Below are 12,235 nucleotides of genomic sequence, written 5' to 3'. Positions count from 1 at the left end.
AATGGAGATGGACATGATGCGCCGTATCGTTCCGCTCGCGGCAGGGCTGCTCTTGACTGGATTGTTGGCAAGCTCGGCTCTCGCCGCTGACATCAATCTCTTGAACGTGTCGTACGATCCGACGCGTGAACTCTATGCCGAGTTCAACAAGGCGTTCGCGAATGCCTATCAGAAGGAAACCGGCAAGAGCGTCGAGATCAAGCAGTCGCATGGCGGCAGCGGCTCGCAGGCGCGTGCCGTGATCGACGGATTGCAGGCCGATGTGGTGACGCTCGCGCTTGCCTATGACATCGACGCCGTCGCGAACAAGGGCCTCACCGCGACCGACTGGCAGAAGCGTCTGCCGCAGAATTCATCGCCCTATACCTCGACCATCGTGTTTCTGGTGCGCAAGGGCAATCCGAAGGGCATCAAGGACTGGGACGATCTGCTCAAGACAGGTGTCTCGGTGATCACGCCGAACCCGAAGACCTCCGGCGGGGCGCGCTGGAATTATCTCGCTGCCTGGGGCTTTGCCCAAAAGAAATACGGCTCGGCCGACAAGGCCAAGGACTTCATCGGCAAGCTCTACCAGCAGGTGCCGGTGCTCGACACCGGTGCGCGCGGCGCCACCGTGACCTTCGTCGAGCGCGGCGTCGGCGACGTGCTGCTGGCCTGGGAGAACGAGGCCTATCTCGCCCTGAAGGAGTTTGGTGCGCAGAAGTTCGAGATCGTGGCGCCGCCGCAATCGATCCTCGCCGAGCCGCCGGTCGCGATCGTCGACAAGGTTGCCGATAAAAAAGGCACCCGCAACGCGGCCGATGCGTACCTCCAGTATTGGTATACCAAGGAAGGCCAAGAAATCGCCGCGCGCAATTTCTACCGTCCGCGCGACGCAGAGATCGCCAAGAAGTACGAAAACTCCTTCGCCAAGGTCGAACTATTCACGATCGACGACGTTTTCGGGGGCTGGACCAAGGCGCAGAAGGAACATTTTGCCGACGGCGGCGTCTTTGATCAGATCTACAAGAACTGATCGGGCGCCGTCTTAGGAGGCTATAGCAGGGGGCCTGGTGAGCGCAGTTGCAGCACGACGACGGACTTTGCCGGGCTTCGGTCTCACGATGGGACTGACGCTTTCCTGGCTCTCCATCATCATTCTGATTCCGCTTGCCGGGCTGTTCCTGAAATCGCTGGAGCTGAGCCCCGAGCAATTCTGGAACATCCTGTCCAGCCGCCGCACCCTCAACGCCTTGCGCGTCTCCTTCGGCCTCGCCTTTGCGGCGGCCTGCGTCAATCTGGTCATGGGCAGCATCATCGTCTGGGCGCTGGTGCGTTACCGCTTCCCCGGACGCCGGCTGTTCGACGCCATCGTCGACGTGCCGTTCGCGCTGCCGACGGCGGTCGCCGGCGTGGCGCTGACGGCGCTGTTTGCCGAGAAGGGCTGGCTGGGCGCGCCGCTCGCCGCGCTCGGCATCAAGGTGGCGTTCACGCCGATCGGCATCTTCGTCGCCATGATCTTCATCGGCATCCCCTTCGTGGTGCGCACCGTGCAGCCGGTGCTCCAGGACCTCGACCCAGAGATCGAGGAGGCTGCCGGCAGCCTCGGCGCCAGCCGCTGGCAGACCATCATCCGCGTGATCCTGCCCTCGCTCGGACCGGCGCTGCTCACCGGCCTCGCGCTCGCCTTCGCCCGTGCGGTCGGCGAATACGGCTCGGTGATCTTCATCGCCGGCAATCTGCCTAATGTCTCCGAGATCGCGCCGCTCCTGATCGTGATCCGGCTGTCCGAATTCCGCTATGCCGACGCGACCGCCATCGCCGTGGTCATGCTCGTCGTCTCCTTCGTCATCATCTTCGCCGTCAACCGGCTCCAGCGCTGGGCGCAGAGCCGGATTCCGGCGCGCTGAGGGCAGATCATGACGATGCAGATCGCAGATTCCGTCTCGCTGCCTTCGACCGATGCGCGCGCACGTGCGCACGCCGCTGCGGCACGCGACAGCCTCCGCACCGAGCCGCCCGCAATACGTTTCGCCATCATCGCTCTGGCGGTGATCTTCCTCAGCGTCTTCGTCGTGCTGCCGCTGGTTCTGGTGTTCGCGCAGGCCTTTTCGAGAGGCGTTCTCGCCTATGTCTCTGCGCTTGCCGAGCCGGAAGCGCTGGCTGCAATCAAGCTGACGTTGATCGTGGCGGCGATCTCGGTCGGCCTCAATCTCGTATTCGGCCTCGTCGCGGCATGGGCCATCGCCAAGTTCGAGTTTCGCGGCAAGACCTTCCTGATCACGCTGATCGACCTGCCGTTCTCGGTGAGCCCGGTGATCTCGGGCCTCGTCTTCGTGCTGCTGTTCGGCGCGCAGGGCTATTTCGGCAGCTGGCTTAGGGATCACGATATCCAGATCCTGTTCGCGGTGCCCGGCATCGCGCTCGCCACCACCTTCGTGACCTTCCCGTTCGTGGCGCGCGCGCTGATCCCCCTGATGCAGGAGCAGGGCACGCAGGAGGAGGAGGCCGCGATCTCGCTCGGTGCCTCGGGCCTGCAGACCTTCTTCCGCGTCACCCTGCCCAACATCAAATGGGGCGTGCTCTACGGCGTCCTGCTCTGCAATGCGCGCGCGATGGGCGAATTCGGCGCCGTGTCGGTGGTATCAGGACACATCCGCGGCGAGACTAACACCATGCCGCTGCTGGTCGAGATTCTCTACAACGAGTACCAGTTCGTCGCTGCGTTTGCGATCGCCTCGCTGCTGGCGATGCTGGCCCTGATCACGTTGATCGCCAAGACCGTTCTCGAACGTCACCTCGACGAAGGACACGACGCAAGTGACCATTGAAGTCAGGAATCTCGTCAAGCAGTTCGGCAGCTTCAAAGCCCTCGATGGCGTCGATCTCAAGGTCGACAATGGCGAGCTGCTGGCGTTGCTCGGTCCGTCCGGCTCCGGCAAGACCACGCTGCTGCGCATCATCGCCGGCCTCGACTGGCCCGATTCCGGCGAGGTTTCCTTCAATGGTGAGGATGCGCTGGCGCGGGGCGCGCGCGAACGGAACGTCGGCTTCGTGTTCCAGCACTACGCGCTGTTCCGCCACATGACGGTGTTCGAGAACGTCGCCTTCGGCCTGCGCGTGCAGCCGCGCGCCAGCCGCAAGGATGAGTCCACCATTCGTGCGCGCGTCAAGGAGCTGCTCGATCTCGTACAGCTCGACTGGCTCGCCGACCGCTATCCGAGCCAGCTCTCCGGCGGCCAGCGCCAGCGCATCGCACTCGCCCGCGCGCTCGCGATCGAGCCGCGCATCCTCCTGCTCGACGAGCCCTTCGGCGCGCTCGATGCCAAGGTGCGCAAGGAGCTGCGCCGATGGCTGCGCTCGCTGCACCAGGAGATCAACGTCACTTCGATCTTCGTCACCCACGACCAGGAGGAGGCGCTCGAAGTCGCCAACCGCGTCGTGGTGATGGACAAGGGCAGGATCGAGCAGATCGGCTCGCCCGACGACGTCTATGAAAGCCCAGCGACCGCCTTCGTCCACGGCTTCATCGGCGAATCCATCGAGCTGCCGGTCCAGGTCGAAGGCGGCGTCATCAGGCTCGGCGACCGCCCGCTTCGGCTCGCGGCGGACGGGCTTACGCCTGGCGCGTCAAAACTGTTCGTGCGGCGACATGACATGCTGGTCGGCCCGCCCGGAAGCGGTGCCTTCGAGGGCGCCGTGCAGCACGTCCGGAATTTCGGCCCGGTGCAGCGGGCCGAGGTGGAGCTATCCGGCGGCGAGACCATCGAGATCGACGCCCCCCGCGACAGGGAACTGCGCGCCGGCGACACGATCGGCCTCGAACCGCGCCGCTACCGGATATTTGCGGGCTAAGCGCCTCGGCCAAAAGCTCAAATCTTCCTCAATATTCACCTTTCAGCCACGGTTGGTATGCAACAACGGCCCCTCATTGGGGGCTCCTGAAAATGCGCGCCGCGGCCGCGATATCAATCATTTTGCTTCTCGCCGGCTGCGCGGGCAACGAAGCACCGGTCCAGCAGCCGACCATGTATGCCGACATGTCGGTCCCGGGCGCCAAGCTCGATGCGCAGGCGGCAGCGATCATGATCTCGCAATACCGCCAGAACAACGCCCTCGGGACCGTCGTGATCGACCCCGATCTGATGCGGCTCGCCGAATCCCAGTCCCAGGCCATGGCGGCGGCCAACAAGATGGACCATGACGTCCGCGCGCCGCTGGCCAAGCGCCTCAGCGCGGGCGGCTATCCGGCAACGGTGGCGGTCGAGAACGTCTCGGCGGGCTATCATACGCTGGCGGAAGCGTTTTCCGGCTGGCGCGACTCGCCCCCGCATCGCGCCAACATGCTCAAGAGCGGTGTCACAAAACTGGGCATCGCGGCGGGCTATGCTCCCGGCACCAAATACAAGGTGTTCTGGACCATGATCCTGGCCTCGACCGACCCCCGATAAGCCAGACTTGATCCCGGGATGCATTGACGCCGCGGCGGACTGTCGCCACGGTGGCTCGCCTTTTGCTATTGTTCCCAGATGACAGATCATAGCCCGGAAGTCGCAACAGTCCCCGCGAAGGCGCAGCGCGTCCTGGTCCTCCAGGGCGGTGGGGCGCTCGGCTCCTATCAGGCCGGCGCCTATCAGGCGCTGTGCCATTTCGACTTCGAGCCGGAATGGGTCGCCGGCATCTCGATCGGCGCGGTCAACGCCGCCATCATCGCCGGCAACGAGGGACAAACCCGCGTCAAGCGGCTCAAGGAATTCTGGGAGATGGTGTCGGCGCCGGTGCCGTGGAAGCCGATCGGCAAGAGCGATCACAGCCGCGAGCTGTTCAATTCGACCAGTGCCGCATTGATCGCGACCTTCGGCGTGCCTGGCTTCTTCACGCCGCGCATTCCGCCCGCACCGCTCTGGCCGCCCGGCAGCAAGCAGGCCGAGAGCTATTACGACACCGCGCCGCTGAAGAAGACGCTAGAGCGCCTGGTCGATTTCGATCGCATCAACGATCTGAAGACGCGCCTGTCGGTCGGCGCCGTCGGCGTCACCTCGGGCAACTTCAAATATTTCGACAATTACGAGTTCAAGAAGCTCGGCAAGACCATCGGCCCCGAGCACATCATGGCCTCCGGCGCGCTGCCGCCGGGCTTTCCGTCCGTCGTGATCGAAGGCGAGCACTACTGGGACGGAGGCATCGCCTCCAACACGCCGCTCGACTACGTGCTCGATGCCGAGGTCGCTCGCGACATGCTGATCTTCCAGGTCGACCTGTTCAGCGCCCGCGGCGATCTGCCGAATTCGCTGCTCGAGGCGACCGAGCGCGAGAAGGACATCCGCTTCTCCAGCCGCACGCGGATGAACACCGACAAGAACAAGCAGATCCATAATGCGCGCCGGGCCGTGCGCGATCTGATTTCCAAATTGCCCGATTATCTGAAGAATGATCCTTCCGTGGAGTTCCTCGCGAAGGTATCGCGTGAAAGCACGGTCACCGTGGTGCACCTGATCTATCGCAGCAAGAACTACGAATCCTCGTCGAAGGATTACGACTTCTCGCATGTCGCCATGGTCGAGCATTGGGAAGCGGGCGTGCGCGACGTGCATCTGTCGATGCGCCACAAGGACTGGCTCGAGCGGCCGCAGTCCGGCGAGACCATGGTGACCTACGATCTCACGGGGGACGTCACCGCGCCCCCGCCAAAAAGGAGCGAATAACATGGGTAGTCTGTCAGGCAAGAACGCCGTCGTGACCGGTTCGACCAGCGGCATCGGGCTCGCCTATGCGCGCGCCTTCGCCGCCGCCGGCGCCAATGTCGTCATCAACGGCTTCGGCTCGCCGGAAGACATCGAGAAGGAGCGCGCCAAGATCGAGTCCGACTTCGGCGTGAAGGCGGTGTATTCGCCGGCCGACATGACCAAGCCCGCCGAGATCGCCGGGATGATCGCGCTCGGCGAGAAGTCGTTCGGCTCCGTCGACGTCCTCGTCAACAATGCCGGCATCCAGTTCGTCTCGCCGATCGAGGAATTCCCGGTCGAGAAGTGGGACCAGATCATCGCGATCAACCTGTCCTCGGCTTTCCATGCCATCCGCGCGGCGGTGCCCGGCATGAAGAAGAAGGGCTGGGGCCGTATCATCAACACGGCGTCGGCGCATTCTCTGGTCGCCTCGCCCTTCAAGTCCGCCTATGTGTCGGCCAAGCACGGCATCGCCGGACTGACCAAGACCGTGGCGCTCGAGGTCGCGACCCACAAGATCACCTGCAACTGCATCAGCCCCGGCTATGTCTGGACGCCGCTGGTGGAGAAGCAGATCCCCGACACGATGAAGGCGCGCAACCTCACGCGCGAGCAGGTCATCAACGACGTGCTGCTCGACGCGCAGCCGACCAAGGAGTTCGTCACCTCCGAGCAGGTCGCAGCGCTCGCGCTGTTCCTGTGCGGCGACGATGCCGCGCAGATCACCGGCACCAACCTGTCGATCGACGGCGGCTGGACGGCGGAGTAACGACCGGTGTCATGCCCCGCGAAAGCGGGGCATCCAGTACGCCGCGGCGGAAGTTGCAAGAGCGAGTTCGCCAACGTCAGGCTCTGGAATACTGGATCGCCCGGTCAAGCCGGGCGATGACAGCTGGGGCGGGTGGCTGGCCTAATGCGTCCAGGCCAGCGCCGTCACGATGGCCGACGACAGGTTCAGCTCCGCGAACATGATCTTGCCTGCGACCACGAACAGCACGCAGGCAAGCGTCAGGCGCAGCACCGTCTCGGGGACGCGCGTCGCACTGAGACTGCCGACGATGATGCCGGGCAACGAGCCCAGCAGAAGCACGCCCATCAGGGCCCAATCGACGTCGCCGAGTGCCCAATGTCCGGCCCCGGCGACCAGCGTCAGCGGCACCGCATGCGCGATGTCCGAGCCGACGATGGTCGCCATCGGCAGGCGCGGATAGAGCAGCAGCAGCACGGTGACGCCGACCGCGCCGGCACCGACGGACGAGATCGAGACCAGCACGCCGAGCACGATGCCGGTGACGACGGTCGCGATCGCCGTGGTACGATCGTCGACACGTTCCAGCCGGCCGCGATAGCGCTCCATGAGGGCCTTGCGGAAGATCAGCGAGGTCGCGGTCAGCAGCAGTGCAAAGCACAGCACCAAGTTGACCAGGCTGCGCTCGGAATCGCTCCTGAGGTCGAGCTTCCACAGCACGAGCAGCGTCAGCGCGCTCGCCGGAATGCTGCCGCAGGCGAGCCGCAGCACGGCGGGCCAGTGCACGCTCCGCGACCAGCCATGCACCACGCTGCCGCCGGTCTTGGTGGCGGCGGCATAGAGCAGGTCGGTGCCGACGGCGGTGGAGGGGTGGATGCCGAACAGCAGGATCAGCAGCGGCGTCATCAGCGAGCCGCCACCCACGCCGGTCATCCCGACAAGCAGGCCGACGCCAAATCCGGAGGCGACATAGAGCGGATCAATCATGTCTGGGGAATCTTAGGTTTATCTCGTCGGTCGGGCAATATGACGTAGAATAAAATTTCCCTGAAGCGCAACCTCTTGGGTTGAATAAGAAAAATCTTGCTACAGGCGGCGGGCGGGGAGGGGGTTTTAGTCGCCGCCGCGCAAGGCGCGAAACAGCCATTCTCCAGGCCGGCAACCCGGGTGGCAGCGCCTATTTGCCAAACGCCAGCACGTGCAGGCCGAGCCGCTGGCGCACGATCCAGAACAGCAGCACTGTCTCGAATGTCAGCGAGATCGAGGTCGCGGCCGCGGCGCCGTGACCGCCGAAGCGTGGCACCAGCGCGATGCAGAGCACGAGGTTCATCACGAAGGCCAGCGCGTAGGCCAGCGCACAGATCTTCTGCTGGCCGAGCATGTTGAGCAGGCGCTCGACCGGTCCAATCGCGGCGCGCACCACGAGGCCGATCGCGGCGACGAACATGATGTCGTAGCCGACCGTGAATTGCGGGCCGAACAGCCAGAGTAGCGGCTTGCCAAGTGCAAGCAGCACGATGGTCGCGGCCAGCGAGGGCCAGAACGTCCAGTTGATGGCATGCGCGACATAGGCCGACAGGCGCGCCTTGTCGCCGAGCGCGTTGTACTCGGCGAAGCGATGCGCTGTGGTCGCCGACATCGCGTAGTGGATGAACGAGACCAGGGCGAGCGTCTTCACCACCGCGAAATAGACACCGACCTCGTCCGATGGGCGGAACTGCTGAAGCACCAGCACGTCGGTATAGGACAGCAGCAGGTAAAAGCTCTCGACCAGCAGGATCGGCAGCGAGACGGCGAGCCAGCCGCCGATGTCGTAGGTCTTGGGCCCCGGCTCGATGTGATCGGCGAGCTTGCGGTTCAGCACCACCATCTGCCCGGTCATCGCGATCCACACCGCGCCGGCGCTCGCGACCATCGCGGCGACCGCGCCGAGGTGATAGCCGAGCAGGAAGGCAGCGGCCGTGATGCCGATGATCAGCGCCTGGCGGATGATGAATTGCGGCATCAGGCCGAGCCGCATCCAGTCATGCGAGCGCGCGATGCCGTCCTGGGTGTTGGCGACGACGAAGGCGGGCAGCGTCATGCAGCCGATATAGAGCGGCAGCACCTCGGTCGGATCGATCCAGGGCGAGAGCAGCTTGACGATACCGGCGAGCCCCAGCGACATCAGCGTGGACGCGGCAAAGGTCAGCCAGCGGCTGCCGGAGAGAAAGCCGCGCAGCAGCGCATGCTCGCCGCTGGTGCGATATTCGGGAATGATCTTTTGCGCGGAGGCCGAGATGCCGAAGTCCATCATGCTGCCGAGCAGCAGCACCCAGGTCCAGACATAGACATAGATGCCGTAGTCGGACGTCCCCATCCAGCGCGCGAGCAGAACCTGCGAGAAATAGGCAAGTCCCGCGCTGATCACCCGGATGATGAAGATGGTGCCGGCCAACCGCCGCGTCAGCGACGCTTCGTTCGACCCGCCCGTCAGCTTCGCGCGCAGCCGCGCGATGAGGCCGGCAGGTCCGGTCGTTGCGGGTTCTGCATCCATCACGGCCAATTCGAGATCCCCAGGGCGTCCGTATCAGACGTCCCGCATGCTGCGGCAGGCCTGATGCGGTAGCCCTTGGGGATTAGCAACCATTCGTTAAGATTGGGTTGGGTGAGGCATGCTGCCACTCCAGCCACCGGCGTCGTCCCTGCCTAATGCGCAATTGCGCACGGGGGCGGGGACCCATAACCCCAGCGAGAAATTGTTGCGCTGGCTGGTAACTCCGAGTCTTCGCCAAACCACTCCCTGTGGCTATGGGTCGCGGGCTCGCGCTGCGCGCGCCCCGGGACGACAGCTGAATATGTCGCGCTGGCAGCGCAACTCAGCTCCGGCTCACTCCAGATTCGTATTGAACTCGTACGACTTCTCAGGCGCGACGAGCGTGAACTTCAGCGCCGCTCCGTCGGGCTTGGCGCCCGGCGGCAGTCCGTCGAGCTCGAAGGAAAATCGCTGCACGCCGGGTGGGCTGCGCTCGACCGGCGCCGGGATCGGCAACGCCCAATCGGGCGTCGGCCCTTCCACGAACAAATTGACGCCGCGGCCATCGGGCACGACCACGTCGACCACGACATTCTTGGGCCCGTCGCGTCTGACGTCGCGGATGGTCAGCGGATTGGGATCACCGATCGTGGCAGGCTTTGGCACGGTGTCGAGCGCGGCACGCAGATTGGCGTCCTCGGTCGAGGCGACGTTGTTGAAGCCGAGCTCGACATTGGCCTCGACGGGAACGCAGAGCTTCTCGCACACGGCGTAGTTGATCTCGGCGCGCAGCGTCACCGGCTTGTCGGGCGCCTTGGGTACGATGCGCAGAGGCAGCACGATTTGGCCGTGATAGCCGATCGAATGCCCACCAGCGCCGTCATCGAATTTCAGCGGCGCCGGCCACATCACCGTCACCGCTTCAACATTGTCCGATTTGGAGAAATCGAACCGCGGCGGAACGCCGGAATCGCCGGGGATGCGCCAGTAGGTCTTCCATCCCTGCTGGAGCTGGAAGGCGATACCGCCAAGCAGGACGGCGCCGCTGCGCGATCCCGCCAGCAATCGCACTGCGGAATGGCCGTCGCGCTGCCAGGGCGAAGCGTCGTCGGCGCGGGCAGCAAGCGTCATCGACGACGCAAGCAGGGTTGTTGCGACGCCAATCGCCGCATGCAGGGGAACTCTTGTCAGCATGGCACGTCTTTACAGGGTCGCCCCTGGGCAAACCATTGAATTGCTTGTGATGGATGCACCTGAATCAAGTCCATGCAAGCCTTGATTTGACAGCGGCCCGGCCCGACATCAGGATAGGAATTGAAACCGGAGTGCTTCACCGATGGCTCCCACAGGCAAAAGGACGGGCGAAAGCACCCGCAGCGCGGCCCCCGCGCTCCCCAGTTCGGCCGGTTATCTCGACGGCCAGCTCCTGATCGCGATGCCCGTGATGGGTGATGAGCGCTTCGAGCGCTCGGTGATCTATCTTTGTGCGCATTCCGCCGAGGGCGCGATGGGCATCATCGTCAATCATCCCGCCGGCAGCATCGACTTCCCGGAGCTGCTGCAGCAGCTCGGCATCATCAAGAAGGGCGAGCATATCAAGCTGCCGGAGAACGCCGAAAGCATGAAGGTGCTGCGCGGCGGCCCAGTCGATACCGGCCGCGGCTTCGTGCTGCATTCCAGCGATTTCTACATCGAGAACGCGACGCTCCGGATCGACGACGGCGTCTGCCTCACCGCGACCGTCGACATCCTGCGGGCGATCGCCAACGGCTCCGGCCCGAAGCACGCCATCCTCGCACTTGGTTATGCCGGCTGGGCGCCGGGCCAGCTCGAGACCGAAATCCAGGGCAACGGCTGGCTGCATTGCGATGCGGATTCGGATTTGATTTTCGGCGACGATGTCGACGAGAAGTACGGCCGCGCGCTGCGCAAGATCGGCATCGATCCCGGCATGCTCTCGAACGAGGCGGGACACGCGTAGCTGTTGCGCCAACCTCCGCTGTCGTCCCGGACAAGCGGAGCTTCTGGCAACGCGTAGCGTTGTCCAGAACGGAGCGCAGATCCGGGACCCATAATCCCAGGAAGTCGTTGTTGAAGCGGGCTGGTCACCACTAGTCTTCGCCAAACCACAGCCTGTGGTTATGGGTCCCGGATCTGCGCTGCGCTTGTCCGGGACGACAGCGGAATATGCCGCGCGCCTATTCCGCCGCCTGCTGCTGTACCGTCGGCTCCGTCCCCGCCACCGTCGCGCGGCGCATGTCGCGGGGCTGGGACTGGTCGTAGCGGCGGACGCGATGCATGGTCTGGCGGTTGTCCCACATCACGAGATCATGCAGCTTCCATTTGTGGACGTAGACGAACTCGGCCTGCGTCGCGTGCTCGTTGAGATCGCGCAGCAACAGCCGCCCCTCCGGCACGCTCATGCTGACGATCTTGCCGGCATGCGATGAGAGATACAGCGACTTGCGTCGATGCACCGGATGGGTGCGCACCAGGCGTTGCAGCACCGGCTTGAACATCTGCTTTTCGTCGTCAGTATACTCGGTGAAGCCGAGCGATCCGCGCGAATACATCAGCGAGTGCTCGCAGACGAGATCCTCGATCTCCGCCTTGGTGTCGTCATCGAGCGCGTCATAGGCCGCGCGCATGTCGGCGAACTCGGTATTGCCGCCCTTCGGGTTCACCACCCGCGCCGACAGCAGCGAGAATTTCGCGGGGATCGGGCGAAACGAGCTGTCGGAATGCCACAGGCAGTTGCCGAGGTTGAACAGATGCGCGCGGCTGTCCTTCGCCAGCGGCTTGCCGTCCTTGCCGAGATTGGAGACGTCGTTGAGGCCCGATTGCAGCCGGTAGTCCTTTTCCTTGGTCACGGTGCCGCCGCGCGCGTCCTCGCGCTGGCCAAAATTCAGCGCGAAGGCCATCTGCTGCTCGTCGGTGATGTCCTGGTCGTGGAAGACCAGCACCGCATATTTGTCCATGGCAGCCTCGACCTCGCGCGCCTCGGTCTCGGTGAGAGGCTTTCGCAGGTCGAGGCCCGAAACCTCGCCGACAAAATGTTTCTGAAGCTGCCGGATGGCGATCGTCATGGTGTTTCTCCCGCGAACCGCGAGCGGTTGGTCCCGCTCTGCCGATGAAAAAAGCTACTCCCGCACTAGCAGATGTCAACGCTTGCCACGCATGGCAGCCCGTAGCCCGGATGGAGCGCAGCGTAATCCGGGGTTCTTGCCCCGCGGAAAGACCTTTCCGGATTGCGCTACGCTCCATCCG

Annotated in this window: 12 protein-coding genes; 8 read left to right on the top strand and 4 right to left on the bottom strand. The window is 64.2% G+C overall.

The window, feature by feature from the left end; translation table 11 throughout:
* The first annotated feature begins 13 nt into the window (after nucleotides 1-13).
* The 7 genes from QJT78_RS07910 to QJT78_RS07880 all read left to right on the top strand — a co-directional run bounded on the left by QJT78_RS07910 (nucleotide 14) and on the right by QJT78_RS07880 (nucleotide 6,474).
* The gene (locus tag QJT78_RS07910) at nucleotides 14-1,015 is read left to right on the top strand and encodes a sulfate ABC transporter substrate-binding protein (RefSeq protein WP_028148402.1); all 1,002 of its coding nucleotides are present in this window, start codon (nucleotides 14-16) and stop codon (nucleotides 1,013-1,015) included.
* Between the two features lie 37 nt (nucleotides 1,016-1,052).
* A complete protein-coding gene (gene cysT / locus QJT78_RS07905) occupies nucleotides 1,053-1,889 on the top strand; it encodes a sulfate ABC transporter permease subunit CysT (RefSeq protein ID WP_080584160.1) in 837 nt (278 codons plus the stop codon).
* Nucleotides 1,890-1,898: 9 nt separating this feature from the next.
* Entirely contained in the window at nucleotides 1,899-2,810 is a 912-nt protein-coding gene (gene cysW, locus QJT78_RS07900) for a sulfate ABC transporter permease subunit CysW (RefSeq protein ID WP_028148404.1), read from the top strand.
* On the top strand, nucleotides 2,800-3,834 hold the full coding sequence (locus tag QJT78_RS07895; protein ID WP_028148405.1) for a sulfate ABC transporter ATP-binding protein: 1,035 nt from the start codon (nucleotides 2,800-2,802) through the stop codon (nucleotides 3,832-3,834). Before cysW ends, QJT78_RS07895 begins: the two co-directional genes overlap by 11 nt.
* A 92-nt stretch (nucleotides 3,835-3,926) precedes the next feature.
* Nucleotides 3,927-4,430 (top strand): CAP domain-containing protein, encoded by a 504-nt coding sequence (locus tag QJT78_RS07890; protein ID WP_028148406.1) that lies wholly within the window; start codon nucleotides 3,927-3,929, stop codon nucleotides 4,428-4,430.
* Between the two features lie 78 nt (nucleotides 4,431-4,508).
* Nucleotides 4,509-5,684, top strand: coding sequence for a patatin-like phospholipase family protein (locus QJT78_RS07885; protein ID WP_038942096.1), 1,176 nt, complete (start codon nucleotides 4,509-4,511; stop codon nucleotides 5,682-5,684).
* 1 nt (nucleotide 5,685) lies between these two features.
* A complete protein-coding gene (locus QJT78_RS07880; RefSeq protein ID WP_028148408.1) occupies nucleotides 5,686-6,474 on the top strand; it encodes a 3-hydroxybutyrate dehydrogenase in 789 nt (262 codons plus the stop codon).
* A 141-nt stretch (nucleotides 6,475-6,615) separates the two neighbouring features.
* On the opposite strand, the gene QJT78_RS07875 is transcribed toward QJT78_RS07880, so the two are convergent.
* From QJT78_RS07875 to QJT78_RS07865, 3 genes are all read right to left on the bottom strand, one after another.
* Nucleotides 6,616-7,440, bottom strand: a complete 825-nt coding sequence (locus tag QJT78_RS07875; RefSeq protein WP_038942097.1) for a sulfite exporter TauE/SafE family protein — start codon at nucleotides 7,438-7,440, stop codon at nucleotides 6,616-6,618.
* Between the two features lie 190 nt (nucleotides 7,441-7,630).
* Entirely contained in the window at nucleotides 7,631-8,989 is a 1,359-nt protein-coding gene (locus QJT78_RS07870) for a flippase (protein WP_085967340.1), read from the bottom strand.
* Nucleotides 8,990-9,322: 333 nt separating this feature from the next.
* The gene (locus QJT78_RS07865; RefSeq protein ID WP_028148411.1) at nucleotides 9,323-10,162 is read right to left on the bottom strand and encodes a protein-disulfide reductase DsbD domain-containing protein; all 840 of its coding nucleotides are present in this window, start codon (nucleotides 10,160-10,162) and stop codon (nucleotides 9,323-9,325) included.
* Nucleotides 10,163-10,304: 142 nt separating this feature from the next.
* Here QJT78_RS07865 and QJT78_RS07860 point away from each other — a divergent pair, with 142 nt between their 5' ends.
* The gene (locus tag QJT78_RS07860; RefSeq protein ID WP_028148412.1) at nucleotides 10,305-10,949 is read left to right on the top strand and encodes a YqgE/AlgH family protein; all 645 of its coding nucleotides are present in this window, start codon (nucleotides 10,305-10,307) and stop codon (nucleotides 10,947-10,949) included.
* Nucleotides 10,950-11,166: 217 nt separating this feature from the next.
* Here QJT78_RS07860 and QJT78_RS07855 read toward each other — a convergent pair whose 3' ends face one another.
* Nucleotides 11,167-12,054, bottom strand: coding sequence for a TauD/TfdA family dioxygenase (locus tag QJT78_RS07855; protein ID WP_028148413.1), 888 nt, complete (start codon nucleotides 12,052-12,054; stop codon nucleotides 11,167-11,169).
* Nucleotides 12,055-12,235 lie beyond the last annotated feature (181 nt).

The sequence above is a fragment of the Bradyrhizobium sp. Mp27 genome (assembly GCF_029953005.1).
GTDB lineage: Bacteria > Pseudomonadota > Alphaproteobacteria > Rhizobiales > Xanthobacteraceae > Bradyrhizobium > Bradyrhizobium barranii.
The sequence above is the reverse complement of the archived record's forward strand: the minus strand, read 5'-3'. Positions and strand labels throughout refer to the sequence as shown.

Coding starts and splice junctions, on each gene's coding strand:
- QJT78_RS07890 (WP_028148406.1), top strand. CDS start 3,927: ATGCGCGCCGCGGCCGCGATATCAATCATTTTGCTTCTCGCCGGCTGC.
- QJT78_RS07880 (WP_028148408.1), top strand. CDS start 5,686: ATGGGTAGTCTGTCAGGCAAGAACGCCGTCGTGACCGGTTCGACCAGC.
- cysW (WP_028148404.1), top strand. CDS start 1,899: ATGACGATGCAGATCGCAGATTCCGTCTCGCTGCCTTCGACCGATGCG.
- QJT78_RS07885 (WP_038942096.1), top strand. CDS start 4,509: ATGACAGATCATAGCCCGGAAGTCGCAACAGTCCCCGCGAAGGCGCAG.
- QJT78_RS07855 (WP_028148413.1), bottom strand. CDS start 12,054: ATGACGATCGCCATCCGGCAGCTTCAGAAACATTTTGTCGGCGAGGTT.
- QJT78_RS07875 (WP_038942097.1), bottom strand. CDS start 7,440: ATGATTGATCCGCTCTATGTCGCCTCCGGATTTGGCGTCGGCCTGCTT.
- QJT78_RS07870 (WP_085967340.1), bottom strand. CDS start 8,989: ATGGATGCAGAACCCGCAACGACCGGACCTGCCGGCCTCATCGCGCGG.
- QJT78_RS07910 (WP_028148402.1), top strand. CDS start 14: ATGATGCGCCGTATCGTTCCGCTCGCGGCAGGGCTGCTCTTGACTGGA.
- QJT78_RS07860 (WP_028148412.1), top strand. CDS start 10,305: ATGGCTCCCACAGGCAAAAGGACGGGCGAAAGCACCCGCAGCGCGGCC.
- QJT78_RS07865 (WP_028148411.1), bottom strand. CDS start 10,162: ATGCTGACAAGAGTTCCCCTGCATGCGGCGATTGGCGTCGCAACAACC.